Origin of the sequence: Gellertiella hungarica (assembly GCF_014197145.1) — a bacterium.
GTDB classification, from domain to species: domain Bacteria; phylum Pseudomonadota; class Alphaproteobacteria; order Rhizobiales; family Rhizobiaceae; genus Gellertiella; species Gellertiella hungarica.
The window spans coordinates 336,975-363,013 of the sequence record NZ_JACIEZ010000002.1; the positions used below are offsets into that span (position 1 = coordinate 336,975).

At 61.2% G+C, this 26,039-nt stretch carries 35 protein-coding genes and 1 tRNA gene; 20 read left to right on the forward strand and 16 right to left on the reverse strand.

The annotated features are described in order from the left end of the window. The first annotated feature begins 1 nt into the window (after position 1). The 18 genes from GGR23_RS06150 to GGR23_RS06235 all read left to right on the forward strand — a co-directional run bounded on the left by GGR23_RS06150 (position 2) and on the right by GGR23_RS06235 (position 15,114). Positions 2-1,708: a glycine-rich domain-containing protein gene (locus tag GGR23_RS06150; protein WP_183365289.1), complete on the forward strand. Its 1,707-nt coding sequence runs from the start codon at positions 2-4 to the stop codon at positions 1,706-1,708. Further along, positions 1,705-1,989 (forward strand): hypothetical protein, encoded by a 285-nt coding sequence (locus tag GGR23_RS06155; protein WP_183365290.1) that lies wholly within the window; start codon positions 1,705-1,707, stop codon positions 1,987-1,989. The genes GGR23_RS06150 and GGR23_RS06155 overlap by 4 nt, the downstream gene beginning before the upstream one ends. Then, a complete protein-coding gene (locus tag GGR23_RS23405; RefSeq protein ID WP_210296882.1) occupies positions 1,982-3,553 on the forward strand; it encodes a peptidase G2 autoproteolytic cleavage domain-containing protein in 1,572 nt (523 codons plus the stop codon). Before GGR23_RS06155 ends, GGR23_RS23405 begins: the two co-directional genes overlap by 8 nt. Next, positions 3,550-3,924 (forward strand): hypothetical protein, encoded by a 375-nt coding sequence (locus GGR23_RS06165; protein WP_183365292.1) that lies wholly within the window; start codon positions 3,550-3,552, stop codon positions 3,922-3,924. The genes GGR23_RS23405 and GGR23_RS06165 overlap by 4 nt, the downstream gene beginning before the upstream one ends. Then, positions 3,921-4,385, forward strand: a complete 465-nt coding sequence (locus GGR23_RS06170; RefSeq protein ID WP_183365293.1) for a hypothetical protein — start codon at positions 3,921-3,923, stop codon at positions 4,383-4,385. Before GGR23_RS06165 ends, GGR23_RS06170 begins: the two co-directional genes overlap by 4 nt. 15 nt (positions 4,386-4,400) lie before the next feature. Next, complete coding sequence (locus GGR23_RS06175; protein WP_183365294.1) at positions 4,401-5,168, forward strand: phage tail tube protein; 768 nt, start codon at positions 4,401-4,403, stop codon at positions 5,166-5,168. Positions 5,169-5,230: 62 nt separating this feature from the next. Next, entirely contained in the window at positions 5,231-5,689 is a 459-nt protein-coding gene (locus tag GGR23_RS06180; protein ID WP_183365295.1) for a hypothetical protein, read from the forward strand. Further along, positions 5,686-5,919: a hypothetical protein gene (locus tag GGR23_RS06185; protein WP_183365296.1), complete on the forward strand. Its 234-nt coding sequence runs from the start codon at positions 5,686-5,688 to the stop codon at positions 5,917-5,919. Before GGR23_RS06180 ends, GGR23_RS06185 begins: the two co-directional genes overlap by 4 nt. Before the next feature lie 4 nt (positions 5,920-5,923). Then, on the forward strand, positions 5,924-8,401 hold the full coding sequence (locus GGR23_RS06190) for a phage tail tape measure protein (protein ID WP_183365297.1): 2,478 nt from the start codon (positions 5,924-5,926) through the stop codon (positions 8,399-8,401). Continuing rightward, complete coding sequence (locus GGR23_RS06195; RefSeq protein WP_183365298.1) at positions 8,401-8,934, forward strand: hypothetical protein; 534 nt, start codon at positions 8,401-8,403, stop codon at positions 8,932-8,934. Before GGR23_RS06190 ends, GGR23_RS06195 begins: the two co-directional genes overlap by 1 nt. Continuing rightward, positions 8,934-10,802 (forward strand): carbohydrate-binding protein, encoded by a 1,869-nt coding sequence (locus tag GGR23_RS06200; protein WP_183365299.1) that lies wholly within the window; start codon positions 8,934-8,936, stop codon positions 10,800-10,802. Before GGR23_RS06195 ends, GGR23_RS06200 begins: the two co-directional genes overlap by 1 nt. Beyond that, positions 10,802-11,017 (forward strand): hypothetical protein, encoded by a 216-nt coding sequence (locus GGR23_RS06205; protein WP_183365300.1) that lies wholly within the window; start codon positions 10,802-10,804, stop codon positions 11,015-11,017. The genes GGR23_RS06200 and GGR23_RS06205 overlap by 1 nt, the downstream gene beginning before the upstream one ends. 134 nt (positions 11,018-11,151) lie before the next feature. Further along, positions 11,152-11,445, forward strand: coding sequence for a hypothetical protein (locus GGR23_RS06210; protein WP_183365301.1), 294 nt, complete (start codon positions 11,152-11,154; stop codon positions 11,443-11,445). 150 nt (positions 11,446-11,595) lie between these two features. Further along, positions 11,596-13,479, forward strand: a complete 1,884-nt coding sequence (locus tag GGR23_RS06215) for a hypothetical protein (RefSeq protein ID WP_183365302.1) — start codon at positions 11,596-11,598, stop codon at positions 13,477-13,479. A 114-nt stretch (positions 13,480-13,593) separates the two neighbouring features. Next, complete coding sequence (locus tag GGR23_RS06220) at positions 13,594-13,845, forward strand: hypothetical protein (protein ID WP_183365303.1); 252 nt, start codon at positions 13,594-13,596, stop codon at positions 13,843-13,845. Beyond that, complete coding sequence (locus tag GGR23_RS06225; RefSeq protein ID WP_183365304.1) at positions 13,842-14,645, forward strand: glycoside hydrolase family 108 protein; 804 nt, start codon at positions 13,842-13,844, stop codon at positions 14,643-14,645. Before GGR23_RS06220 ends, GGR23_RS06225 begins: the two co-directional genes overlap by 4 nt. Then, positions 14,642-14,866 carry a Pam3-gp28 family putative phage holin gene (locus GGR23_RS06230; RefSeq protein WP_183365305.1) on the forward strand — a complete coding sequence of 75 codons (225 nt, stop codon included), beginning with the start codon at positions 14,642-14,644 and terminating at the stop codon, positions 14,864-14,866. The genes GGR23_RS06225 and GGR23_RS06230 overlap by 4 nt, the downstream gene beginning before the upstream one ends. Next, on the forward strand, positions 14,863-15,114 hold the full coding sequence (locus tag GGR23_RS06235) for a hypothetical protein (RefSeq protein ID WP_183365306.1): 252 nt from the start codon (positions 14,863-14,865) through the stop codon (positions 15,112-15,114). Before GGR23_RS06230 ends, GGR23_RS06235 begins: the two co-directional genes overlap by 4 nt. Before the next feature lie 387 nt (positions 15,115-15,501). Here GGR23_RS06235 and GGR23_RS06240 read toward each other — a convergent pair whose 3' ends face one another. From GGR23_RS06240 to GGR23_RS06260, 5 genes are all read right to left on the reverse strand, one after another. Continuing rightward, positions 15,502-15,759, reverse strand: coding sequence for a hypothetical protein (locus tag GGR23_RS06240; RefSeq protein ID WP_183365307.1), 258 nt, complete (start codon positions 15,757-15,759; stop codon positions 15,502-15,504). Continuing rightward, complete coding sequence (locus GGR23_RS06245; protein ID WP_183365308.1) at positions 15,759-16,400, reverse strand: 3'-5' exonuclease; 642 nt, start codon at positions 16,398-16,400, stop codon at positions 15,759-15,761. Before GGR23_RS06245 ends, GGR23_RS06240 begins: the two co-directional genes overlap by 1 nt. An 80-nt stretch (positions 16,401-16,480) precedes the next feature. After that, positions 16,481-16,813, reverse strand: coding sequence for a hypothetical protein (locus GGR23_RS06250; RefSeq protein ID WP_183365309.1), 333 nt, complete (start codon positions 16,811-16,813; stop codon positions 16,481-16,483). Positions 16,814-16,921: 108 nt separating this feature from the next. Beyond that, complete coding sequence (locus tag GGR23_RS06255; RefSeq protein WP_183365310.1) at positions 16,922-17,317, reverse strand: hypothetical protein; 396 nt, start codon at positions 17,315-17,317, stop codon at positions 16,922-16,924. A gap of 29 nt (positions 17,318-17,346) precedes the next feature. Continuing rightward, complete coding sequence (locus tag GGR23_RS06260) at positions 17,347-17,643, reverse strand: hypothetical protein (RefSeq protein WP_183365311.1); 297 nt, start codon at positions 17,641-17,643, stop codon at positions 17,347-17,349. A gap of 236 nt (positions 17,644-17,879) precedes the next feature. On the opposite strand from GGR23_RS06260, the gene GGR23_RS06265 reads away from it, so the two are divergent. After that, positions 17,880-18,449, forward strand: coding sequence for a hypothetical protein (locus GGR23_RS06265; RefSeq protein ID WP_183365312.1), 570 nt, complete (start codon positions 17,880-17,882; stop codon positions 18,447-18,449). Here the strand turns inward: GGR23_RS06265 and GGR23_RS06270 are convergent. The 4 genes from GGR23_RS06270 to GGR23_RS06285 form a co-directional block, all read right to left on the reverse strand. Next, the gene (locus GGR23_RS06270; RefSeq protein ID WP_183365313.1) at positions 18,396-18,590 is read right to left on the reverse strand and encodes a hypothetical protein; all 195 of its coding nucleotides are present in this window, start codon (positions 18,588-18,590) and stop codon (positions 18,396-18,398) included. The two genes, GGR23_RS06265 and GGR23_RS06270, sit on opposite strands and share 54 nt — an antisense overlap. Continuing rightward, positions 18,587-18,916 (reverse strand): hypothetical protein, encoded by a 330-nt coding sequence (locus GGR23_RS06275; protein WP_183365314.1) that lies wholly within the window; start codon positions 18,914-18,916, stop codon positions 18,587-18,589. Before GGR23_RS06275 ends, GGR23_RS06270 begins: the two co-directional genes overlap by 4 nt. Positions 18,917-19,033: 117 nt before the next feature. Continuing rightward, positions 19,034-19,498 carry a hypothetical protein gene (locus tag GGR23_RS06280; RefSeq protein WP_183365315.1) on the reverse strand — a complete coding sequence of 155 codons (465 nt, stop codon included), beginning with the start codon at positions 19,496-19,498 and terminating at the stop codon, positions 19,034-19,036. A 384-nt stretch (positions 19,499-19,882) separates the two neighbouring features. Further along, positions 19,883-20,842 carry a DNA cytosine methyltransferase gene (locus GGR23_RS06285; RefSeq protein ID WP_183365316.1) on the reverse strand — a complete coding sequence of 320 codons (960 nt, stop codon included), beginning with the start codon at positions 20,840-20,842 and terminating at the stop codon, positions 19,883-19,885. Positions 20,843-20,978: 136 nt separating this feature from the next. Between GGR23_RS06285 and GGR23_RS06290 the strand changes: the two genes are divergently transcribed. Next, positions 20,979-21,983 carry an HNH endonuclease gene (locus GGR23_RS06290; protein WP_183365318.1) on the forward strand — a complete coding sequence of 335 codons (1,005 nt, stop codon included), beginning with the start codon at positions 20,979-20,981 and terminating at the stop codon, positions 21,981-21,983. Between the two features lie 223 nt (positions 21,984-22,206). Here the strand turns inward: GGR23_RS06290 and GGR23_RS06295 are convergent. The 7 genes from GGR23_RS06295 to hisD all read right to left on the reverse strand — a co-directional run bounded on the left by GGR23_RS06295 (position 22,207) and on the right by hisD (position 25,978). Continuing rightward, positions 22,207-22,282: transfer RNA gene (locus GGR23_RS06295), tRNA-Phe, on the reverse strand. A gap of 215 nt (positions 22,283-22,497) precedes the next feature. Further along, positions 22,498-22,707 (reverse strand): DNA gyrase inhibitor YacG, encoded by a 210-nt coding sequence (gene yacG, locus GGR23_RS06300; RefSeq protein ID WP_183365319.1) that lies wholly within the window; start codon positions 22,705-22,707, stop codon positions 22,498-22,500. A gap of 4 nt (positions 22,708-22,711) precedes the next feature. Then, the gene (locus tag GGR23_RS06305; RefSeq protein ID WP_183365320.1) at positions 22,712-23,329 is read right to left on the reverse strand and encodes a Maf-like protein; all 618 of its coding nucleotides are present in this window, start codon (positions 23,327-23,329) and stop codon (positions 22,712-22,714) included. Between the two features lie 31 nt (positions 23,330-23,360). Continuing rightward, positions 23,361-23,579 carry a translation initiation factor IF-1 gene (gene infA, locus GGR23_RS06310; RefSeq protein ID WP_183365321.1) on the reverse strand — a complete coding sequence of 73 codons (219 nt, stop codon included), beginning with the start codon at positions 23,577-23,579 and terminating at the stop codon, positions 23,361-23,363. A 137-nt stretch (positions 23,580-23,716) separates the two neighbouring features. After that, the gene (locus tag GGR23_RS06315; protein ID WP_183365322.1) at positions 23,717-24,193 is read right to left on the reverse strand and encodes an arsenate-mycothiol transferase ArsC; all 477 of its coding nucleotides are present in this window, start codon (positions 24,191-24,193) and stop codon (positions 23,717-23,719) included. Positions 24,194-24,200: 7 nt separating this feature from the next. Further along, the gene (locus GGR23_RS06320; protein ID WP_183365323.1) at positions 24,201-24,677 is read right to left on the reverse strand and encodes a UPF0262 family protein; all 477 of its coding nucleotides are present in this window, start codon (positions 24,675-24,677) and stop codon (positions 24,201-24,203) included. A gap of 2 nt (positions 24,678-24,679) precedes the next feature. Then, positions 24,680-25,978, reverse strand: a complete 1,299-nt coding sequence (hisD, locus tag GGR23_RS06325; RefSeq protein WP_183365324.1) for a histidinol dehydrogenase — start codon at positions 25,976-25,978, stop codon at positions 24,680-24,682. Positions 25,979-26,039 lie beyond the last annotated feature (61 nt).

A 26,039-nucleotide genomic window follows, 5' to 3' on the forward strand; every position in this document is an offset into this window, starting at 1 on the left:
GATGCTCGGCCCGTCTCTCATCATTGGCGGAGGTAGCGGCGGGACAGGTTCGGGTGAAGCCGGGCCTCCCGGCAAGAGCGCATACCAGCTTGCCGTACTCGATGGTTTCGTCGGCACTCTTGAGGAGTGGCTGGCTTCGCTCGTCGGTCCTCCGGGTGCCACCGGTCCTCAGGGGCCTCAGGGACTGAAGGGCGACAAGGGAGATATCGGCCCTGCTGGTGCCACCGGCCCCGCTGGGGCGAAAGGCGACACCGGAGCCGCAGGTGCTGCCGGAAAATCTGCGTATCAGCATGCCATCGACAATGGATTCGTCGGCACCGAGAGCGCTTGGCTTGCGAGCCTGAAGGGCGCAAAGGGAGACACAGGCGAACAGGGTCCGCAGGGCCCGGTTGGCGCAACTGGCCCTGCGGGTCCACAGGGGCCGCAGGGCATTCAGGGCGTTGCTGGACCTCAGGGTGCCACCGGTCCCGCAGGTGCGCAGGGTGCACAAGGAAATCCCGGCAAATCTGCGTACCAGCATGCCGTCGACAATGGCTTCGTCGGCACCGAGAGCGCTTGGCTTGCGAGCCTGAAGGGCGCAAAGGGAGATGCCGGAGTCCAGGGGCCGCAGGGTCCTCAGGGCATTCAAGGCCCGGCCGGAGCGACAGGCCCGGCCGGGTCGAACGGTGCTGCCGGAAAGTCCGCCTACCAGTCGGCTGTCGACGGTGGGTTCGTCGGCACTGAAGCCGCGTGGATCGCCAGTCTTAAGGGCGCGAAGGGTGACACGGGGGAGCAAGGGCCTGCAGGTGCTGCAGGGGCGACTGGACCACAAGGCCCGGCTGGTGTCGATTTCAATCCGGCAACATCGACCGTGAAGATCAGGGAGCGCGTCCTCAAGAACACGTCTACGGGTGCGAACCATGTCATGTTCACGACCTCTGGCACCACGAACAAGGCGACGCTTCTGGCTCTCGTCAAGTCGTCTTTCAACGTCGTCGACCCGACTAAGGTGTTCGCCGAAAACATCAAGCTGCGGATTGCCTGCTGTGGTGGTGGTGGAGGTGGCGCGTACGGATCGAGAAACGCGTATGGAGGGTTTCCGGGGTCTCTTCAAGTGCGGGAATGCATGTTGTCCGATTTTCCGGACACCGATATCTCCTACACCGTTGGAGCAGGCGGTGTAGCAGGCGGTGCAGGTGGCTCGACCCAGTTCGGGACAGTTGGATCGGACCTTGGTGCACCTTATTGGACTTTCGCCCTTTCAGGCTCTGCCGGCGGAGCGGATACAGCGACGCAGGCAGGCTCACACGAGTACTGCCTTAGCCGCGGCATGGATCCGACGACATACCGTATGCACGCGTACGTACCAGCCTCGTTTACAGCCCTCGACAGGCAGAGTGCATGGTTCGGTCCAGGCGGCGGCGGACCATCTGCAACAACTCGTGGATACGGGGGTGTCGGATCGCGCGGATCCATCTCCGACCTGACTGCGGGAGGCTACCCAAGCGCCAACGAAGCAACCAAGACCGCTGCCAACCACAACGCGCTGTACTTCGACTCATGGGGTGGCGGCGGCGGCGGAGCCGGAGGTGGCAGCTATGGCGGCAATGGCGGATTCCCCGGTGGCGGCGGTGGAGCTTCGTTCAACGACCCAACCTCCTTCAACGCCAGTAAGGGTGGCGCTGGAGCCATCAAGATTCAGTTCATCATCAGGGAGTGGGTGGCATGAGCGATACGCATTTTCTCATTGATCCGGACGGCGTGGTCGAAAACATCATCGTCGGAAGTGTCAGCATTCCAGGCTACGCCTGCATTCCTCAGACGCCGGAACTGGTGCGGGTCGGCATCGGGTGGGTCTACGATCCTGCGCATGACGCATTCGTCGACCCGAGAGCACCCGCGCTTACAGGACACGACCCGGATGTTCAGCAGAACGAGTTCGTCTGGTCGCCGGAACATGGAACCTACGTGAATGCGGCACTCGCCGCGCAGGAGTCGTCGAATGCTTAATCCGAGCCTCATCATCGGCGGCAGCGGCTACGGTCCCGGCGGTCAGGGAGCGCCAGGACTGTCGGCATATCAGGTGGCCGTCCAGAACGGGTTCTCGGGCACTGTCGAGGAGTGGCTTGCGTCTCTCGAAGGCCCGGCGGGTCCTACTGGCCCGCAAGGGCCTCAGGGCATTCAGGGACCAGTAGGCCCTCAGGGGCCGCAGGGAGTTCCTGGCCCTGTCGGCCCTCAAGGTCCGCAAGGGCCGCAGGGTATCCAAGGCCCCGCTGGCAGTGCTGATCCCTCCACCGTCAAGTACGACGCCGCGGGCAACATCGAAGGCCACTACATCTATGCCGGGCGCATGTCCGACGACGGCAACGGCAACTACATCAGCAACGGTGGCGGTATCGTCATCGGCGGCAAGACTGGTGTGCGCTACCGCCATGAGGGCTTCTATTCTCACTATGACGAAGGCTCGATCGCGTCTTATCCGAATGTCGCGAACCGCGCCAACAGACTGGCGCTGTGTCCTTCCGGCGAGCCGGAGAACATCATGGGTGAGGACACGGCATCACTCGCCCTGCAGCACAAGAACGGCAGCTACGAGCAGCGCTTCTGCCTCATCTCGAAGAAGGCCGGAGAGTACCGACTCGCATCTGTCGCGACTGGTATTGGCACGAACTTCCCGATCACCATCGCGCCCGGTGACTACCGCACCGTCCGCTTCCAAACGGATTTCTCGACCGTCTTCACGACGCAGGCGCTGAACGGCGGCGGCTACAAAAATACGGTCATCAAGATCGAGCAGCCTGCGGTCTCGCAGTTCATGCGGCTGTTCGGCAGAACCGACGGCAAGTTCGGGTTCGAATATGTCAACGGTTCGGCGACGATGGAATACCGCCTCAACGGCGTCGGCTTCTCTGTCGGTGCTGCCGATGCCGTTGCCAAGCTGCATGCTCACATCACGGAGTCGGCAGTGCCAGGCTTCTACGCGAAAGCTACCGCCAGCGACTACTCCGGTCTCGTACACCAGATCGAGGTCAACCGTGCGGCGAACAGTGCCTACGCGTTCTTCGTCGCACGTTCAAACGCTGGTGCCACGATGGACACCGAGTTTAATTTGCGCGGGGACGGCAACGGCTACGCCGATCTCGCATGGAATGCCAATGGCGCGGACTATGCCGAGCTGTTCGAGTGGGCTGACGGCAATCCGGATGCCGAAGACCGCGTCGGCCGCAGCGTCGTCCTTGTCGGTGAGAAGATCCGTCTCGCTTTGCCCGGCGAAGATGCTGTCGGTGTCATCTCGGCATCTCCCTCCGTCCTTGGCAACGCAGCGTGGAATTCGTGGCAGGGCAAGTACCTCCGCGACGACTTCGGTCGTGAAGTCAAGGGTGCCGATGGCAACTCGATCCTGAACCCTGCCTACGATCCCGCTAGCGAATACGTGCCGCGCGAGAACCGTCGCGAATGGTCGCCTGTCGGCCTTACCGGTCGGCTGCGCATCCACAAGGGCCAGCCGACCGGATCGCGCTGGATCAAGCTCGTTGATGTGAGCGAAGCCGTAGAGGAGTGGCTTGTCAGATGACCCTAGCCCGCGTTTTCCAGCCCATCCCGCGCATCCTGACCCGCACGTTCGCGGTGCCGTCTCCTGCTATCTGGATCCGGCACCGGGACGACGGGACGACGGCTTCGGATGAGCTGAAAGTGCTGTTCAATGCCGCAACTCTGACTGTCAGTTCCGACGGACTCGAGACGACGATGGGCGGCATCCGTGCACGCTGCGCGGTAGCCGACGCACTTGCTCTGGAACCTTCCCGCGCTGCGAACCTGGACTCGCTTTTCAAGGACAACGGCCGCGACCAGCTCGTCGTCGACAGCACGGAGTACGAGATCGAATCTTGCAGCGTCGATGGGTACGGTATGTGCGAGATCTCGCTTTACAGGAAGAAATCATGAGCCACATCCGGACAACCGTTCGCAACGCCGTAGTCGAGAGACTGCGCGATGTCGGTGGTTTTGGTCTGGTTGAGCCCGCGCTGCGCATCCTGCGCGGCTTTCAGGATGACCATTACCCGGTCGCCTTCGTATCTGTTTCTGATGCCGGAACACCTGTCGGCCGCAACCCGCCCGGCAGCCGCCCGCTGCAGCGCAGCCTGACGGTCACCGTATCCATCGGATCGATCGACGACCCGGAGAGGCTGGATGAGACGCTCGACGCTCTCGCGGCGAAGGTTGAAATTGCCCTGTCAGATCCGACCACAATGACATTCGGTAAAGTGCTCGACTGGTCGTACGTGGCAACCGAGTGGCCGGATCCCGCAACCGTAGAGGAGTACGGCTTTGCCGTCGCCAAGGTCGTCTTCCGAGGCACAGTCACAACCCCGGAAGGTCAGCCTTCCGTCAACCAACACCAGTAATTTTGGAGAGAACAAATGGCGAACAAACTTCGCGGACTTACGAATGACAACTATGCCAAATGGTCGCTCCAGGGCGTGTTCACCCCGCACGGCGAAGAAGGCGGCATCAACCTGGGCGACATCGAAGCGCTCGGCTATACGCCGAACCTGACCGAGATCGAGCGCTACACGAAGGAAACGCCGGAGAAGACGCTGGCACGCACCGATGTCATTCAGAAGGACGCCACGCTCAACCTCACGCTCAAGTCGATCACGTCGCTCGTCCGGGCCGCGCTCTTCATGGACGACCCCGAGCAGTATCTGACCCAGTCCGCTACCACGAAGACCGTGACCTTCGCGAAGCTCGTGAAGGGCCGCGTCTACGCCACTGGTCTCAAGGACATCACTGTCACCAGCTTCGAAGGCGACGCCGTCACTTTCGTTGAAGGCACGCACTTCCGCGTGATCTCGGAGACCGGCCACATCGAGTGGATCGGAGACACCGTCGCCACCGGCGGCGAACTCGACGTCTCCGGTGCCGCGATCACCGTGACATCCGGGAAGCAGCAGTTCGGCCTGATGGCTGGCAACGGCCTCCGCGGAAAGCTCGACCTTTTCGGTTCGAACGAAATCGGAGTGCCGATGCACATCGAATTCTGGGACGTCAAGCTCACGCCGTCTGGCGAAGTCGCGCTGCAGGGTGGTGACGACTACACCGAGGTTCAGCTCACTGGCCGCGTCTACGCCGACCTGTCCCGCGACGCCCGCTTCCGCTTTGGCTGCGTCACCGAACTGTCCGCCTAACCCATCTTTCGGAGCCGGATCTCTCCGGCTCCTCCCACCCACGCCATCCAAGGAGGAAATGAATGGCTACCCCTAACAAAACCGCACCGTTTTCCGGCGTGAAGGCACTGATGGCCGCCGCCGGCCACCAGTACGAAGATTTCATCTTCGACCATGAAGGTGAGCAGATCATCGTCCCAATGCGGGCCATCACTGTGTTTCAGATGCTCCGTCTTTGCCGACGCTTCCCGCAGCTGCTGGCCATTTTCGACGGCGGCGAGAAGGGCCTGATGCAGACGATCGTCGAAGCGGGTGATGCCGCCGTTGCTGCCGTGATCGCGTGCTCTGCGGATGCCGAAGACGACACTGAATTTTATGCGTGGCTTCTGACCGCACCGGACGACGTCGTCCTCGATCTGATGAAGTTCGCTGTTCGCATGACTTTCCGCGACGAGGACCCGTCCGTTTTTTTTCTCAAGCTCGTGGCGCGTCTGGAGGCTCTCGGGCTGTTCAAAGCGGCTCCGGAGACCGAGGCCGCGTGACGCACTGTGCCGACGGCCTCGCAGTTGACGGCAACCTCGCGGCGCTGGTGAAGCTGGCCCTGGAATACGAGGTCGTCACCGGGAGGAGCGGCATGGACTTCACCCCGACCGAGTTGGTGTGGCGGACAAGGGTGATCGCGGAGCGCGAGAAGCTCGCCACTTTCAGCACGGCGCGAGCCGTCGCTGTCGGAATGAGCGGTGACGAGAAAGCGTGGAAGACACTGGAGTGATGTGATGGCAGGCGTGCAGGCAGAAATCAAAACCCGGTTTACGCTCGGCGGCATTAAGGAAGCCGCCGCGGGCCTGCGCGGCTTTGCCCAGAGACTGAACTCCAGCTTCGAGGAAGTGAAGAAGAAGACGCGACCCGTCTTCGATCCCATGAAGCGCTCGCTCGACGCCGTCGAAAACAAGTTGAAGTCAGTCGGGAAGACTGCCGCCACCGTCGGCGGCAAGACGGCATTCCACGGAATTCGGCTCGGCGCACTCGGCGCGAGCGTTGCCGTCGGCGGCCTGACAGCGAAATTTTCGGCTATGTCGGCAGCCGCTCTTAGCACCGCAAAAGAGACCGCCAGTGCTCTCAAGGGTCTCAGCCTCGACGCGCAGCGCATCGGCGGCAGCACCGAAGATGTCTCCGTCCTTGGCTTTGCTGCGGACCAGATGGGCACCGACCGCGACGAACTCGTCACGCAGATCTCCACGCTGTCTAGCGAATTCCTGACGCTCAAGGAGAACATCGCCGCGGCCGACAAGAACTTTCAACGCTTCCTCAGCCGCAAGGCCGCAGATCTCACGCTCGCGAGAGATGCCGGAGACGGCGCTGCTTTCTGGGCCACGTACAACGGCATGAGGGACGACATTTCAGCCGAGCGCATGAAGTCGATCTCAGCTATCGACGCGCGACTTGCACAGATCGAAGCGAATGCCAACCGGATCGAAGCCTCTGGTGGCGTGTCCAACCGCGCCTCTGAGCTCGTGAAGCGTGTGCAGGATCAGAAGCTGGCGCAGGAGATCTACGACCTTCAGGAAGCGCGGAAGCAGATCGTGGCCAGCCAGTCGCCGCAGGGGCAGGCTTTCTTCGAGCTGCAGAGCTTCGGCCTGGATCAGGAGGCCGCGTCGAAGGGAGGCATCGAATCTCTGCTCGCGATCTCCGACGCTTTCAAACGCGTTCAGAACGAGAGCCAGAAGGCACGTATCGCGGCCAAGTTGTTCGGCGAGGACGCGGGCCCGAAAATGATTCCGCTGCTCAACGGTGGCCGCGAAGCGATCGAGAAATACCGTGCGGCACTCCGTGAATCCGGTGCCATCGCGTCGCCCGAAGACATCAAGGCTGCCGAGCAGTACACGCTCTCTATCCAACGGCTCAAGCTGGCGTTCGACGGCGTGAAGCTCACGGTCTCGCGCACGCTATGGCCCGACATGACGCGATCTTCCGACCAGCTCGCCGACTTCCTGATGAGAAATCGTGACGCGATCGCAAGGTACGTTTCGGAAGTCTACCTCGCGACCGAGCAGCTCGTGAAGGATGTCTACGCCGCCTTCAACGGCGACCTGTCCGAGATCAAGACGAAGTGGTTCGACAAGTTCATCCACAAGGCAATCGCCGCGCGGGACTACCTCGTCGCGCTCTGGGAGGACGTGCAGAAACAGTACCAGCTGCTGTCCGACGGCAAGGATAGCGACTACGGCTGGATCAACGCGATCCGCGACGGGTTCCTCGTCGTCCGATCCGTCGTGGTCGACGTCGTCAAGCAGATCTCCGCCCTCGCGGCCGGACGCGACACGGACTATCCGTGGCTCAACAAGCTGCGCGATGGAGTCGTGGCGTTCGCAGAGCATTTCAGCAAAGCGTTCGAACTCGTGAAGTCGGGCCTCAAGATCATCAGCGAGATGCTCGATCCCATCCTTTCCAAATGGGGCGTGGACATCATGACCCTCGGGATGGCGGTCGGCATGGCTCGCATGCTTGGCGTTTTCAAGCTCCTGACGACGGCTGCCGGCGGCCTGTTCGGTACTCTGACGAAGGTCTTCTCCCTTGGAGGCGGTGCCGCAGGAGCTGCTGGTGCTGCCGCTGCCGGAGCCGCTGAGGCCGCAGGAGCTGCCGGAGGAGCCGCAGCTGGTGCCGCTGCGACCGCCTCCGGTCTGGCGGCGTCCCTGATCCGTGTTGGAACGGTAATTTCCACGGTGATCAAAGGAGCCGCACTGCTTGGCGTGACGCTCGCAGCCGCATTCGAGGCTGGGCAGAAAGCCGCAGAGTACATGTACGAAAACACACAGAAAGCCTACGACGAACTCTTCAAGGCGCAGGCACAGCTGATCGCGGCGCAGGGGAACGAGGCGGCCGACAAGGCTCTTAACGACCGCTCGGGGAGATGGCTCGAATACCAGCAGAAAATTCGGAAAGCACAAGGCATCCAGATTCACCAGCTCACGCCCGAGCAGAGATACACAAGCGGCCGCCGCGCTATCAATCGTTTCCTCGGATGGGATGAAAACTATCAGCCGGAATCCGACGAAGAAAAAGCTGCGATGATCGAAAAGTATCGGAAGGACGACGAGGCGTACTACCGCAAGTACTATCCGCAGCAAGCGGCTCAGACACAGAAGCCGCAGGCGACCATCCGCTACGACATCAACATCAACGGCACGAAGGCCACGGCTACCGGCGGCCCTGACGTCGCACGTGCGCTTGATCAATTGAACAGGAATCCGTGATGACGTACGAAGCACCCACGAAAATCCTCGCTCCCGATCTCGGCATCGGATGGCAAACGGGCTTCGAGCTGTCTGTCGAGATGTCGCCGATCGCGCAGTCAGCAAACATCATCCGCAACTGGAACGGTGTCGCGAAGAACTTGGCCGAGGAGGAGTTCCGGCTCTTCGCGATCAAGATCAACAGCAACGCGGACTTCAGGCCACCCGCGCTCGCGAACATGTGGCCTGGTACCGTCTTCAGCCTGGTGCCGCCGAACGAAGTCTGTGTGATCATCCCGGTCGGCGGCACGACCGCCGTGTTTCCGCGCAATGTCCACGAAGCCCGAGCACTGACCATGGCTTTCGACGACGTCGGTCATACGGTCTCCGGCAAAACTGTCACCCTGTCGGCTCCCGCCATCGTTCCTGTGCGGGTCTACGCACGGCTCGAATACACCGTGATGGTGACCGAGCCATGGAGCGAGACGTACCAAGAAGCCACCGCGGACAGCCAGTGGCAGCTATCGACTGAAGAACTGGGGGGGCTCTACTGATGCTCGGACTCCAGTTCATCCCGACCTACGACGCAGCTTTTGATCCAGCGGCGGCTGCCGATAGTGCCTTCTTCGTGCTCTCCGGCGGCATCTATGAGAGCCGCGTCGGCAAGCGCATCGAACCCTATTTCAAAGTCACCGTAGAGAACCCTGGTGTCTCCGGGTGGATGCCGACGGCCAACAGATATGCGATCCTATGGGAGAAGCGGGCCGAAGACACGCAGCCGATCCTGCTCGCCCGTGGCCGTCTCGTTCCGCTGCCGACAGGCATGGCCGGAAGCACGATCGAGCTGACCTTCCGATGCTTGCCGCCGAACGCCGACGATATCCTCAAAGCCGCCGCCAACTTCCTGCGGACCGGCGAAGCCGTCGATTACGATCCCGACTCTCCGCTCGCCGACCGTCTCGATGCCGAATACTACGATCCCGTTTTCTACGGTGCCGGAGCGGAAGACGACCCCGAAACCGCTCTTTCCGCACGGCCCGAGGTCTGGCACTGGGATCGCCGCACGCTCACGGTCAGCCGTACGCATCTCGTCGACAGCGCGATCACGCATGACGTAGGCTATGAGGGCATCGGCGAGCCGCCGTCGCTGAGCATCAGCCAGCCGCCGCGGCCGATCAGCAAGGTACGCGTGACCGCGGCGTGGACGCAGGTCGCGAAAGGCAAGCAGAGCGTCGCCAACAACGACAGCGTGGAGACGTTCACCTTTGAGGACTTCCTCAATTCGTTCCCCAAGCCCGGCACGGCTATCGGTGCGAACACAGGCTGGACGCTTGATGAGGCCAAGATCAATTCCGTAAGCGACGGCAGCTCGAGTTGGCTGACGGTGTCCGGGTCGAAATTCGGCGCCGCGAGCGGCGGAAAGCTGCAGGTGCGTCCGAAACTCATCGACTTCACCCTCCGCGCGGCATACGACTATCAGCAGCAAAGGCAGGAGATCCTGACGATCTCGATGCCGTCTGGTCTTCAAGACCTGCCTGCAGAGGACGACGAAGTCGAGGTTGTGGAAACGCTTAACCTGTCTTCGCTCAACATCGACAGCTCGACAGCCGAGTGGATCTACGAAGACGAGACCACGCTCGAGCCAAAGACCTACGCTATCGGAGACGAAGTCCTCGCGAACGGAAAGGCGTGGACATGCCTTGTGGCGCACACCGCGACCGAGAATTTCACACCGCGCGATCCAGCTACGGACGTGCAGCTCTGGCAGATCCGTGAGAAGCGAGCGCCGATGCGCGACTCCGCGTCGTCGCGCTACTTCGATTCTGCACGCGGCATCCGGTCTGTCCGGCACGCGATCCTGCGCCTCGCCCGCACGAACCTCGAGCGCAGCCAGTGCGGGGAGGTCACGTTCGACATTCCGTGGCTGCTGGGTCGCGAGATGACCTGTGCTGACAGTGTCAGGATCGCGCACCGCCGTCTGCCGGGTGGTGAGCTGGTCGGCAAGGTCGTCGGTCTGGAACTGCTCATCGAAGAAGGCGGTAAGCGCAGTGCACGCGTCACGCTCGCGTCGATCCCCGGCACGAACGCGGCGGTACCCACGCCCGGTGCCGGACAGTCGCAGACCGGGTCTGTCGTCTACTCCACGAGCTACGCTGGTGTCCGCACTCCCGTGAACGCAGCCGCGCTGTCCGTCGCCGCCCCGCGCGTCTACGCATTCGAGAACGTCTGGTCGGAGCAGCTGCTCGCCGCGAGCGGTCAGCCGGATCCCATCGCCGTAATCGGCTCGATGCCGACGAGGCTCAAAATCGCATTCACGCCGCTTCGTGAAGAGGACATCCTGACGCGCAGGATGTCGGTCACGTGCGAGCCGCTCGCGCTGCCGCGGCAGATCAACCTGCGTCCGGACATGGGAGGTGCATGATGTCGAGAAAAATCCAGACCGCGCTCACGGCATTCGTCCAGAAATCTATTATCGGAAGTCAGCAGGCCCCGACATTGGTATCGGTCGACGTGATGGCGCGTTGGGACGTGGACAGCGAAAACGGGCTGGTGATCGGCAGCGAGGCGGCGGTCGACGCGACGTCGTGCGTGGTGCAGACGGACGTCTCGTATACGCCTCCGGCGGGGTCAGCATGACACTAATTAGATGTCTTTCTTCGACACTAATTTGATGCTTTTCATGAACATCTAAAGTTAGATCTCGCACTCGAATCTTGCACCGTCGTCATGTCTGCTCGTGTTGTTGACACCTCCAGCGCACGAGTATCCGTATGCCCGATCATTCCATCTTTCCCTCCAGCGATCAGTTCCTGAAATTGGTCGAAGGGCAGGCTCGTCTTGAAGCGAAATTGGATGCATTTTTTGCCGCGCAGACGACGATGAAAACCGAGATCGACGGAATGAAGACCGATATCGCTGCGGTCAAGTCCGACGTCGCCGAAATCAAGTCCCAGCGCCGGGCGACAAAATCCTATCTCGCGGGAATCGCCGCCGTCGCCGGCGGCATCTCGTGGGTGGCAAGTCAGTTTCTCGACCCCCTCATGAAAAAATTCTTCGGAATTTGATGCGTCCGAACTGCGGACACACTCTGTGTTTGTCAACGAAATTGGCAATAGCCGTTTACAAACAGAGACTTAGCGACTTGCGCCCGGCTCCGCCGACAGCAATCCTTGAATTACCCAAGACTAAACTTGGGGTTTTTTAGGGAAGCGTACATGCAGAAAATCATCCGAAATGCGAAGCTCGCGACGTCCGGCAGACCGCTCGTTGAAGACTATTCCGCAGTCAAAGAACTCCTTGAGCAAGGCCTTGGCCATCGCGCGATCGCCGAGAAACTGTCCATCTCAAAAGATCGCGTCAAGCGCATTAGAAGGCTCATCGAAGAAGCCTCTTTCATCTCCAGCGACACCGACACGGTCGCATCCCCCTCCGAAAAGGACGATATCAAAGAGCGCATCGCGACCGCCGAGCTGACGGTGCCGTACTCCAACTGGATCGGCGACGGCTGGATCCGCGAATGCGCAGATCCGCAGGAGGTCTACGAGACCGACGAAGAAGGCGAACAGGTGCTGGTAGGCGTGAAGCTCGATCCCGGCGTGATGTGGCCGGAGGGGTGGCACGGAGCGAAGACACTCGAGGAAATTTGCATCTCCCCCGACGTTCCGAAGCCTCGCAGCACACTGAAGACCGGGTATTTGCTCACTGGCATGCAGGACAAGACCCCCGCGCACGGGCCTCTCCTGATTAACATGTGTGCGTTGGCAAGCGCCCGCGGCTACGACTACATCGAAGCCGGAGTTTTCACCTACGGCAAAGGGCTGTTCGCGAGCGGAAAGAAGAAAGATCTCGTCGAGGTCGCCGACTGGTCATCTCTGCTGACTGATATCGTGACGCGCAGCCGCCGCCATCTTGCGAAAGACGTCCAGGCGTGCTTCGAGATGAACATGAGCCCGACGAAGGCGAATCCTCTCACAGGCCTGAACAGCTACGTCCGTGGCAAGACCAGCATCTTCGCGCATCCCCGCCGCGCCGTTCAGTCGGTTCCGCGGCCGCAGACCTCAGACCCAGTGACGCTCTGGACAACTGGCGCATGCACGGTGCCGAACTACGTACTCCGCGAAGCCGGATTGAAAGCCCTCCAGAGGCACACGATCGGTTTCCTGATTGTCGAGATCGACGACCAGGATAGGGTCTTCATCCGAAACATTGATGCGGATCCAGAGACAGGTAACTTCTTCGACCTCGACCTCTTCGTCAGCGCCGGAAACGTCTACACCGTCGACGAAGTGATCGAGATATCCGAAGGACAAGTGGATCGCCCCTTCCTCGGTATTCCTTGCACACACCGGAAAGACATCCACGCCCCCTACGCCCGTGCCTACTGGGGTTACGGCGGAAACCCTGAGAACGACATCCCCCTGATCGACCTCGCGAAGCCTAAGGGTCAGGCTTTCAACGACCTTCTCGACGGGAAGGCAATCAATCACCACGAGGACAAAACGCCAATCCTCGTCTACAAGCGCCATGCACGGCAGGATCAGCATCTCGAGGAAGAGCTGAAGCAAGCAGCCGACTTCCTGATCGAGACGTCGCGCCCCTTCTGCAAGACCTACGTCACCTACTCCAATCACGATGACTTCGTCGCTCGGTGGCTCCAGCGGCCGTCGACCGAGATCGCGGTTGAGAACCAGAAGATCTGGCACTTGGCCAACTTCGAGTGGCGCGAAGCTATCGACAAGGGTGAAAAGTTCGACGTCTTCGAGTGGCTGCTGAGACGCGCGAATTCGAACGCAGCGTTCGAGATCGTGAATGCCGACACGCCGCTCGACGTCTACGGCGTGAGGTATGAATTTCACGGCGACAAGGGGCCGAACGGCTCGCGTGGATCGACAGCGGGGCTGGCGAAACTTGGTCTCAAGATCTCGAAAGCGCATGACCACACGATCGCATGGGTCGATGACTGCGTGAGCATGGGCAATCTCATCCACTCGGCCGACTACGCCACCGGCCCGACGTCGTGGGTTGGAGCATGGTGTCTCGGACATGCGGACGGAAATAGGCAGCTGGGGCTGCTGGTCGGCGACAAGTACCGGGCGTGATCACGAAGACAGGGCGGCATTAGCCGCCCTTCTTGTTTCTTTCAGCGCTGCCGGCGGCTGGAGATTTGCAACGTTATGTTATTACATTTCATGAACGCTTTTCGGAGTTCATGAATGGCAGCCACCTACATCCCCGAACCGTACAAATGCGTGACAGCGTCCGAAATCGAGGACGCTATGGCCGCGGCGATCCTCGACCGCATCGAGCAGCGCGGCCTGACTGCCGCCGAGATCAGCCGCCGATACCCATCAATCCGATCCGGCCACATCGCCAAGCTCCAACGCGGCGACATGCTTGGTTTTCGAATGCTCTCCGCTCTCACAGAAGCCGTCGGCCTCCGTGTCAACATTGAGGTCACCCCGTGAAATCTACTTTTCCCCGCGCTATGAGCTGTCTCTCCGTCTCCGAAGGAGGCTACGTCAACCACCCCAAGGATCCCGGAAAGGGCACCAACCGCGGTGTCACACAGGCCACTTACGATGCCTACCGGACGAAGAAGCACGTTGCCAAACGCGACATCCGCCTGATCACGGACGCGGAAGTCGCCGACATCTACCGCACGCTCTACGCCGACCCCATCCGCTACGACGATCTCCCGGCCGGAGTGGACTACGCCACCTTCGACGCGGCTGTAAACAGCGGTGTCAGCCGGGGCGCGAAGTGGCTCCAGTCGTCACTGGGTGTCACTTCCGATGGAAAAGTCGGCGACGGTACCGTAGCTGCCGCCGCGAAGGCCGACGCGATCAAGACCGTGAAGGCCATCTGCTCGAAGAGACTGTCGTTCCTGCGCGGCCTCGGAACCTTCAGCACTTTTGGTAAAGGGTGGACGTCGCGCGTCGCCCGTGTCGAGGCCGAGGGCGTTTCGATGGCCATGCAAGCCCGCGGCATCTCTAAGGCATCTCTACCGATTGCGCTGTCCTTGGAGTCTCGCCGAGCATCTGAAGACAGTGCAGTGACGAATGGTGTCGCGAAGGCGACCGGCACGGCCGCAACGGGATCCGCTGCATCCACCGCGGTCTCGAATCTTTCAGACACCCAGCTAATCCTGATGGCAGTCGCCGCTGCCGCACTCGCTGGACTGGCGGTCTATCTCATTCACCGCAGCCGGATCCACCGCGAGAGGGCGGCTGCTTACGCCTCACTCGCGGAAGGAGCATCCGAATGAACGCACTTTACGGACCTCTCGTCACGATCCTCGCTATCATCATCCGTCACTCGCTAACCGCGGTCGGCACGGGCATCCTCTTCGAGAACATGACCGACACCGCGGTCGCCGACTTCACCACCCAGCTCGCGGGTGTCGTTGTCACGGTGGCGGGTATCGCTTGGTCGATCTACGAGAAGAGGAAGTCAGGACAGCTGTCAACGAAGAAGGGTTCCGAATGATCACGCTCCTCATCTGGTTCACGTCGTCGATCGGGAAGACCGTCATGAAGTGGACGTCGTTCGCCGCGGTCGCCATCGCAGTCTACTGGAAAATCTACGCCGACGGTCAGGCTGCCGAACGTGCCAAGCAGGTAGCGAAGCAGATGGACGCCGTGCGCGAACGGGAAAGGATTCGAGATGGGGTTTCGCAGATGCCTGATGCTGATGTTCGTCGCGAGCTTCGTGACTGGGTGCGCGACGACCGCTGACTGGTGCGCCGTCAATCGCCCGATCCGGCCGACCGCGGCCGATGTCGAGACGATGTCAGACGGAACGGCCCGGCAGCTGCTCGAGCATAACCGGACCGGTGCCGCGATGTGTGGTTGGAAGCCGTAAACGACAAGGCCGGGAGATGATCCCGGCCTTGTGTTAAAGGAGCTGCCTCTGTCCGGCGAGTTCCCTTTGGATGTGTTCCTCGACGGAACCGGGGCGGCTCCAGTCAGGGCCAAGACCCTTCAGGAACTGTCTCTCGTCGCGGACGAGTTCGCCGCGTTGTTCATCCCACCGCCAGCGAACCCATTGGGGCTGGCGGGTGTTGGCGGAGGTCTGAGGCCGGGCGGATTCGTATCGCTGCTGCCGATCTTTCGACGTCGTTCTCATGCTGCGAGTCCTTCGACGAGCGCGGCGTGCCGACGGATCGCTTCGTCGGCCATTCGGTTCAGCTTCGTGAGACGATCCGGGCCGATGTGGCGACGGTTCTGGCCGCGCGACCAGTACGCTTTGAGCGTTCGCTCCGAGACACCGATAGCCGAAGCGGTCACCGCGTGGCTGATACCGCAGCGCCTCAGCGTCCTGACGACATCGCGGACGCGAACCGCGATGTCGTCGTAAAGTTCATCTGACCTAGTATCCATCACGCGGCCACCTTCTTCATTTCGGAAAGGCCAAGGTTGTCGAACGCGCGGCGAACGGCAGAGATCTGAGCGAGGCAGTCATCGACGGCGCGATGCAGGACACCTTTGTGCTGCACGCCGCCGAGATCGAGCACGGTTCGAGTATCGCGACCCGCGTTGTATGCCCACGGCTTCTGCAGTCCGCATGCGGCGTACGCGTGATTCAGGATCGGCTGGTCGAAGTCCATGCCGTGCGACCACACTCGCGCGCTCGTCGTACCGCACTCGTCACCGGGAGCCGCCGTAGACATCCAGCTCGAAAGGGCAGTGAGTGCATCACGCAGATCCGCTTTACCGCCGAATGCTTCCGCTCTCGCTTCATCCGACTGCTGCTGCCACCATGCTTCCGTCTTCGGATCGACGAACAGGCCACGATCGACGCAGGTCTGAAGGTCGATGCGAGCGAAGAACTGAGTTTCAAGCGACATCTCCTGATGTTCGAGCGAGAACGGCGCCCGCGGGTCGAAAGAGACGGCACCGATAGACAGGATCGCGCATCCCGCGCGTGTTCCGAGTGTCTCGATGTCGATCATGAAATCCGTGGCGACAGAACGTCCGGAATGTATGGTGGCGTGAATGTCGCCAACAGTAAGCTGATACATAGTAATCCTCCTCGTTTGGATAGCTCGGCTACCGCGACCCCCTCCTACTGGGGGTTTCGCCGCCAGCCACGGCGGCATCATCAGGCGGATTCGATGGACGGCATTCCCTTTTCTATGGCGGCATCATCAAAGCGTGAAACGATCTCGCGGTTGAGTTCGGACCAGTCCACTTCGTACCGCCATGCGACATCCGCCGCGATTTCTTTAGCCGTCTCCTTCGCCCAGGCAGACCACTCAGGACAGTCCCAGTTAAGTCCATCCTCGTACTGGATGGCTTCGATCACGTCTTCCGGCCCGACCCATCCGAGCGCATGCGTACCGTAGGCATCCGTTATAATGCCGAGCAGTGCTCCAGTAGGTGCGTGCCCTTCTTCTTCGATCGCGGCCTTCAGCTCGGCCAATGCTGCTTCCATCCTTGCACTCATATCTGCGCTCCATCTTTATCTGTAAGCGGATTTGGCTACCGCGACCCCCTCCTACTGGGGGTTTCGCCGCCAGCCACGGCGGCCTCATCAGGCGGCTCAAAGCGTGACGTGTTCGCATTGGGTGTTAAGCTGGGCTTCAAAGATCTCGTCGTCCGTGAACGCGCTTCTCCAAAACTCGCTCTCACACCGACGAAGATGGCGCTGCCAAGCCATGCAGTGTTCCGCTGGCTTAAGCAGGACTGGCCCAAGGAGATCCGTATCTTCCGACAGCCACGCGGCTAAATCGCCATCGTAGGGACGTGCGCTGATGTAGACGTCGAGCGTGTGCTCGGTGGCCTCGTCGACCTCTGTGAGGTCGTAGATCCAGCCCGTGCGCTTCGTGGCGTCGTTCCTGAGCGTGCGGAACAGGGACATGACGATCTTGCCGCCATTCTGCCCTTCAGCCTGGCCGACGATCTCGCCCTCGCGATTGAATGCATATGCGTAGTACATGATATCCTCCTCCCTCTTCAGAGACCGCCTCAGGCGGCCTCCTCCTCGTCGATGGCAGCTTCCTGAACGATGATGCGACCGGTCACCGGAGCCTCGTCGCCTTCGCCTTCCTGCACTCGGAAGAGCCAGTCGCCTTCGCTCTTGCTGTACCCGGCGTATTCCTCTTCCCAGGTGTAAGTGGTGCCACCGATCTTTCCGAGTTCGGACACGGCCGCGTCGATGGCGGCCTTCTTGTCGATGCCGCGGCCTTCCACGAATTCAATTCCCGTGGAGTCGTTGATGAGTACTACGGTAACGAGGGCGGTATTTTCGATTGCCTTAGACATGTGAGCTTCCTTTTGCTTTGTCTTCCCGTCAGCTCGCTGCTGACAAAATAATGATGTGTACTTTTCACAAGCACCGCAACCCCCTATTTCAAAAAATCTATTGTCAACAATTAGTTAGCTAGAATTTCACGAGCGCCGTAAACATATTTTCACTGAGAATTTCGTGAAATCGTCGGCGGATTTGTCACTCGCGGCCGCCGGCGAGATCCTGAAAGTCGAATTCAGGAGGAGATCACATGAGGAAATTCTTGAAACTGTTGCTCCAGGCGTTAGGCGAGACGCTTGAAGGCATTCTCGTCTTCTTCGGCTTCATGAAGAGACGTCCGCCGCAGGATCATCATGACGACCTGAGCAAGGCCGACGTCGCCGCCGCCGAAGCCGAGGCACGCTCGGACGCCGCAGCCGCCGATCTGCTGTCAGTCCTGCGCGCACCGGAGTCCGTCGTGCACGAGTACGCGATTTCACCCAGTGACACACGCGCGGCCATCGACCTGAGTCCGCTATCGCCGGAAGAGCAGGACTGGCTGCTCGGACTATCCGACGGCGACCTCGCGATGCTCGGGGCTTCAAGCGTGGAAGCGTGCAGGAAGTCACTCGACGCGAGGAAGGTGACGGTAAACATTCGGCGACTGCGGGAGCGACAGGAAGCCGATATGAAAAATCGGGCACCCCTTCTGCGGATCACGTATCAAGATAGGGACGAAGACAAGTGGAGACACATCTCGGATGTGATCCGGGAGCGCTATCCTCACCTAGTCGGAGGTGGCGGCGGTGGACCGGTACTGAAGCCGCGTTGCCGGGCATGACAACCGGAAGCCGCCAGGAGCGATCTGGCGGCTTTTGTATTCACGCATACGGATGGCCACGAAGAGCTGGGGTTCTTCATGCAGGATGTCGCCGAAGCGAGCGACCAGTCCTTCGTCACTGAGATCGAGTTGGTCGCTCATGCCGTCGCTTTCTGGCTGCGCATGCGGTCGATGTGCGCCTGTCGCTGAGCCAGCGCAGTCTTCAGCCGACGGACCTCGGCTTCGAGCGATGCGACATGGCGAACCGCGCGGATGGCGACACGCCCCAGTTCGTCCGCGCGGCCCCTCGCTTCGTTGAGTTCACACGCATATTTGTAAGCCGCACGCTCCTCACGGCGCGCATCCGCGGCTTGGCGACCAGCCGCCGCCGCTTCCGCGAAAGACGAGACAAGGTAAGCTGCGATCAGACCGAGTTCGCCACCGGCTCGCATCGCCGGATCACGGCTGTCGAAAATCGTCATGCCCATACTCGATACCTCCTGAACAACGGAGGTGCATACGATCGGGACCGAGAGTCGACGTCAATCTCGCTGCGAGAAATATCTGAGGGCGGGGTTAACGTTTCACTGATTGATCAGTGGAAATCAGATGCAAGCGTACTGCTCGGAGGTATGACGGCAGCGGTCGCACATGCGATGCCCGGCATGCTCTGAGCGGATCGGACGGCGGCATGTGATGCAAGGACGCGTCTTCACGGTGGTAGTATTGCTGGCAGTCCGCACGCCAAGGCGCGATGCCATTGTCTCGAGCGAGCGATGAGACCGTCCCGCGATCTCGATGTCTCTCACCGGAACGCCCGCGGCGATCCCGGCGACGAGGAGCGCGAGTTCGGACTGACTCCAGGCGCGTGGGTTCGGGTGGTAGCTGGAGGACTTCCGTGGATGCTGCTTGTCGGTGAGCTTGAGACGGCAGGCGCGTGTCTGGATAGACGACGACGAGCGGTGAGGCAGCCAGATTTCGGTTGTCTTCTTTCCAGCTGCAAGCTGGTCACGAATGAGCTGATCTTCTTCTGCCGTCCACCTTCTATGTCCCGCTACCATCGTCTGCATGTCGCCGCTCCCGTTTCAGGGAAATCATGTGACGTCGCGCCGCCGGCCGCAACGCGGCCTCATCTTGGAAGAGATTGGTAGTCGAGCCTGTTGCCGTGCCGATTCTGACACCCAGTGCATCTCAGCGCCTTCTGGATATTGAACAGAGACACGGTGCCGCCGAGTTTCTTAGTCACTAGGTGACGGTTTACCTCCGCGCGGTGGCTACAGACTGGGCAGGTGGCGACGAGGATGCACCAGCTCGGGAGATCGGCGAGCACGACGTCGGTGATCGGCAGCGCCTTCGGCGACGTCCGGGAGTGAGGAATCAGGTCAATGGAACGGCGGTGCTGCATGCCGCGTATGAGAACAGAACAAGAACGTTCTTGTCAACATTTGTCAGGCCTACTCGGCGGCAGCAAGATCCGAAAGCGACTTGGCTTCCTGCGCCTTCAGCGCCGCCATCAGCCTGTGGCCTACCCATTCGGCGACCGGCGGCGTTACCGAGTTGCCTACGGCGTGGTAGCGCAGACTGTCGATCTTGTCGGCCTGCCGCTCGTCGAAATGACGCGGCCGCGTCCAGTCGGCCGGAAAGCCCTGCGCGAGTTCTGTCTCCGTCGGCAGGAACCGCCGGACCCGGCCGTCTGGGTACCAGACGTAGTTCCGCGACCAGTCCGTTCCCGTGTGCCGGGCAGACTCGGCGTAGATGCAGTGAGCAATCGACTTTACGAGGGGTCCCCGCTCAGGATCTCCAAGGATTGTCTGAAAGAGGGAGGGAGATTTCTTCCCATCCTGTCGACGCGGCGCAGGATCCCAGTCGCCGCGTTCGGGCTCAAAAAGTACTTCTGCTGGACTTCCCCAGCCTCGATGCATGGCAACAATGTAGACTCGACGGCGCTGTTGGGGGACTCCGAAGAACTTACTGTCAAGCACACGCCACGCGACGTCATACCCGCACTCGTCCAGCGCCTGGAGAACGATTGCGAAGTCTCTTCCTCCGTGGGAACTGAGAAGGCCGTGGACGTTTTCGAGGATAATTCCCCTCGGGTTGCGCGCTCGTACGAGACGCATAAAGTCGTGAAAGAGTCCAGATTGTGCCCCTCGAAGCCCAGATCTTGGCCCCATGCGCGCAAGGCTGAGATCCTGGCAGGGGAACCCGGCTGCCCAAACGTCAGATTCAGGGATTTTTGCGTCATCGAGAGTCCTGATGTCCTTGTCGAGAGGAAGTCCCGGCCAGTGCTGCTCGAGGATCTCCCTGCAGAACGGCTTCACTTCGCACTGGAAGACGACCTTGAAGCCCGCACGCTCCAGCCCGAGGTCCAGTCCCCCGATACCACTGAAGAATGACGCGACTTTATAGCTCAAGGAGGCACCTAATAAATGCGGAACAGAATGAGAACGGCTTAAGCTTAAAAGCCGATTCCGTCAATGGTGATCAGACACTCGAAATGTGTCAGTGTCTACGCCATCGTGGGCGATTCGATGGGGATAAGGGAAATAGATGGCGACATGTTCTGTCCGGTGGCGGTCGTCCGGTGGCCGCGGCGAGTTCGAATACGTTCCGGCCGACAGCCTGCTTGATCGCCAGATCGAGATCTTTCTTGAGGACATGAACCTGACGATCCCGGCCGAAGTGTACGGCATGAAGGCGCAGGGCAAGCCACGCCTCCGGAAGCAGGACAGCAACAACCGCTCGAAGCTCCACCTGCCGCAGCTGGTCATGGCAATAGCCCGGCTGCCTTCTCCCGCACGCGAAGACCTCACGCATACCGTCACGTTTCCGCTTCGCTCCGGCTCCTTCGTGATGGACGTCATGGATTTCGAGATCATCGCCGACGACGGCATGACAGCCACGCTGGAGCCGCTGCGCGTGTCGGTGCGGAACTCGGACTACAGCATCAACCTGCAGGACCGCATCAAGGCGATAGCCGCCGACCTGAGCAACCTCGCCGAGATCCGCGCAAAGCACCCTGCTCTCGCCGCCGCCATCGAAGCACACGGTGCGGCTCTGGCAGCGCAGGAGAACTCGTCCCTCATCCGTGAGACGGCCGACCAAGTGAACGAACTGCAGGAGGCCATCTTCGGCCTCACCAACGCGGCTTCCGCTACGGAGATGGAGAAAGCAGAAGCCGAGCCACCGGTCGAGGAGGAGGAGGTCTTTGGGGTCGAGGGGAGACTGCTCGCGCGCATTCACGTATACAAGGAGCGGGACAAGGGCTTCGCGCTGCGCGTGAAAAAGTACTACAAGACGAAGAACGGCGGAAAGCTCGTATGCGAGGTCTGCGGCCTCGACCCGGTTGCCAAGTACGGAGCCAACGGAGAGCGCTGCCTGGAAGCCCATCACAAGATCCCGATCGAGCAGCTTCAGCCCGACAGTGTCACGCGTGTCGAGGAGATGTCCGTCGTATGCGCTTCATGCCACCGGATCATCCACTCCCAGAAGCCGTGCATCCCGGTCGAGGATCTTGCCGCGGCTCTTCGCGCGGCGACTGCGGCGACACCCTAAGCAACCCCGAACGACGTATCGAATCTTGCAGCCGGAAGGGCGAAGGTGGGAGACGGTATGAAAACGGTATAAGGCTCCTTTATCAATTTTGTGGACAAACCCTGATGGTGCCTGATCAAACCAAAAACGGTATGGAAACGGTATAGTCGGCGCAACAAGAGTGAAATTACAGCGCCTTAGCTACCGCACCACTCTGTAAGTAACTGTATTTCTTGAACAAAAATGGTGCCCGGAGGCGGATTCGAACCACCGACACGCGGATTTTCAATCCGCTGCTCTACCAACTGAGCTATCCGGGCATCCTGGCTTTCGCCTTCCGGTCCGGTGACCGGCGGGGGTGTGTTTCCCCCGGAAGCGAGCGGGGTTATAGCATCCCCACCGGCGATGTCCAGCACCTCATGACACTTTTTTCAAAGAAAAAACATGCGGGCTGCATTTAATGTCTCTGGCGCCCTATCGTCTTGGGAAACAAGAAGAAAGCGGCCGAGGGGCGACAGGTGGCGGGGCGTGCGCGTCAGCGCTCGTCCTCGCCTCCGGCCTTTGTTTCGTCCTCCACCACCGGGATGGCATAGGAGCCGGAAAGCCAGCGCGAGAGATCCACGTTGCGGCAGCGTTCCGAGCAGAAGGGGTAGCTCTCCCGCGTGGAGGGGCGGCTGCATTCGGGGCAGGGGCGGGGTTTTCGCAAGGGTTCCACCTTGGCGGAACCGGTCTTTCCATCGGACATGGTATCAGGCGTCCAGCCAGCCGGTCATGACGTCGAAACCCTCTCCGGCAAGCATCTGTGCGGTTTCGAAGAGGGGCAGTCCGACGACATTCGTATAGGAACCGGACATTTTCTGGACGAAGACACCGGCAATGCCCTGGATGCCATAGGCACCGGCCTTGCCCTGCCACTGGTTGGAGGCGACATAGGTGTCGATTTCCTTGCGGGACAGGCGCTTGAAGCGCACCTTCGTTTCGACGACCTTCTGCCGGTACTGGCCAGACGCCGTCACCACGCAGACCCCGGTATAGACCCAGTGGCTGCGCCCTGACAGCAGATGCAGTGCCGCGCGGGCATCTTCCGAAAACTCCGCCTTGCCCAGAATACGCCGGCCGACGGCCACGACCGTATCGGCCGCAAGAATGAAACTGCCCTGCCAGGCCGGGTCGCCCTTGATCGCGCCGAGAGCGGCTGCGGCCTTTTCGCCGCTGAGCCGCCGGGCGAGCGAGCGCGGATGCTCGGCCCGCTTCGGCGTTTCGTCCACATCCATGGGCATCAGCCGCGCGGGTTCGATCCCGATCTGCTTCAGGAGATCGAGGCGGCGCGGCGAACCTGAGGCCAGGATCAGCTTCTGTTTCAGCACGGGCGTTATCCTGGGTAGCGGAGCCAGACGGTCACTTGAAGCGGTAGGTGATGCGGCCCTTGGTCAGGTCGTAGGGCGTCATTTCGACCAGCACCTTGTCGCCGGCGAGAACGCGGATGCGGTTCTTGCGCATGCGGCCGGCGGTGTGGGCGATGATCTCGTGGTCGTTCTCAAGCTTGACGCGGAAGGTCGCGTTGGGCAGGAGTTCGGTGACGATGCCGGGGAATTCGAGGACTTCTTCCTTTGCCATGCAGTCGGTGTCTTCCTTTGGATGGGCCTGCGGGTGTCGCATTGGCCTCGGTAAAAATTTTGGCGGAAACTACACAATCGGCAGGGCTTTGTGAACCTTGCTGTTTGCCTTTCTGCCATGAAATGCGGGCGTAACCGTCAGCCGGGCCCCTGCGGGGCGGGGCGGCGGGCGAGAAAACGGTCCCGGATCATCCTTTCCAGGCTGTCGCGAACGTCGCGATAGGCGGAAAGAACCTGCTCCCGGCTTCCCGAGACGGCGCTCGGATCGGCTGCGGGCCAGTAGATCACCTCAACGGCGCTCGATCGCGTCAGTTCCAGCGCCTGGTGGTGGGCCTCCGGAGACAGGGTGATCACGAGATCGAAGTAGTCGTCCTCGAGATCCTCCAGGGTCTGGGGCTCGCGCTTTCCGAGCGACAGACCGATTTCCTCCAGCACCGCATCGACGAAGGGATCGCGGTCTCCGCGCCGGACGCCTGCAGATGCGATGTAGACCTGCGGCAGCAGCGATTTCGCAATGGCTTCCGCCATGGGCGAGCGGATCGCATTCATGGCGCACATGAACAGAATGGCACCGGGAACCCTCTGGCGATCGCTGGCGCCATCCGCTTGATCCATGGGCAGCCTATCCGCGCCAGTAAAGTACGCAGACGAGCGTGAAAAGACGCCGCGCCGTATCGAAATCGATGCGGATCTTGCCTTCCAGCCGGTCCATCAGCGTCTGCGAGCCTTCGTTGTGAATCCCGCGGCGACCCATGTCGATGGCCTCGATCTGGCTGGGCGTCGAAGACCGGATCGCCTCGTAATAGCTCTCGCAGATCATGAAGTAGTCCTTGATGATCCGCCGGAAGGGCGTCAGCGAGAGAATGTGGGTCGCCACGTCGTCGCCGGTTTCCGTCTTGATGGAGAAGACGAGCTTGGAATCCACGAGCGAGAGGTAAAGCTTGTAGGGCCCGCCCGCATGGCCGACCGGCTCGAAGCTGTTTTCCTCGATGAGGTCGAAGATCGCAACCGCGCGCTCATGCTCCACATCAGGCGTGGAACGGCCGATGGTTTCATCGAGGATGACATCGCAAAGCCGATGGGCACCCTTCGCGTTCATCCTCAGTTCCCTTCGTTGGTCCGGATGGCAACGGAGCGGGCATGGGCGTCCAGTCCCTCGCAGCGGGCAAGCGTGATCGCCGCCGGCGCAAGCTGCCGCAGCTGTTCCGGCCCAAGCCTCAGAATGGAGGTGCGCTTCACGAAGTCGAGCACCGAAAGCCCCGAGGAAAAGCGGGCGGACCGGGCCGTCGGCAGCACATGGTTGGAGCCGCCCACGTAATCGCCGATCACTTCGGGCGTATGGCGCCCGACGAAAATCGCGCCCGCATTGCGGATGCCGCGGATGAAGGGCTCGGGATCGGCCATGGCAAGCTCGAGATGCTCGGCCGCGATGCGGTTGGCAATGGGCATGCCATCCTTCAGGTCACGCACCAGGATGACCGCACCGAAGTCGCGCCAGCTTGCGGCAGCCGTCTGGTTGCGCGACAGCGTCTTCAGCTGGCGCTCGACGGCGTCCTCGACGGCCTTCCCGAAGGCGGCATCGTCGGTGAGGAGGATCGACTGCGCTCCCTCGTCATGCTCGGCCTGGGCCAGCAGATCGGCGGCGATCCAGTCCGGATCGTTCTCGCCATCGGCTATGACCAGCACCTCGGAAGGTCCGGCGATCATGTCGATGCCGACGGTTCCGAAGACCTGCCGCTTTGCGGCCGCCACATAGGCATTGCCCGGGCCGGTGATCTTGTAGACCGGGGCGATGGTCCGTGTGCCGTAGGCCAGGGCAGCCACCGCCTGCGCACCGCCGATGCGGTAGATTTCGGTCACGCCGGCGATCTTCGCCGCCGCCAGAACCGCGGGATTGATGGCGCCTTTGAGTGCGGGCACGACCATGACGATGCGTTCGACGCCCGCAACCTTTGCCGGCACCGCATTCATCAGCACCGAGCTCGGATAGCTCGCCGTGCCACCGGGCACGTAGATGCCGACCGCGTCGATCGCCGTCCAGCGGGAGCCGAGGCCGACGCCGATCGCGTCTTCGTAGATATCGTCCTTCGGCATCTGCCGGGCATGATGGGATTCGATGCGCTGTGCCGCGAGCCGCAATGCGTCGACGATCTGCGGGTCGACCGAGGCCAGCGCCTCGTCGAGCTCCGCCTCTGTGACCCGCATCGGCTTGTCGTTGAAATCGAGACCGTCGAAGCGGCGGGTATAATCGGCCAGCGCCGCGTCACCCCTCGCGCGCACATCGTCGATGATGGCCTTGACCGTCGCGTTGACGTCTTCCGAGACCTCCCGCTTGGTGGTCAGGAATTCCGCGAAACGCGCTTCGAAATCGTCCGCTGCGTGATCAAGCCAGATCGCCACGTGCCCTCAGTCCCCTTGCATGCCATTTCAAATCGATATGCCCCGCGCCCCCCGCGCGGAA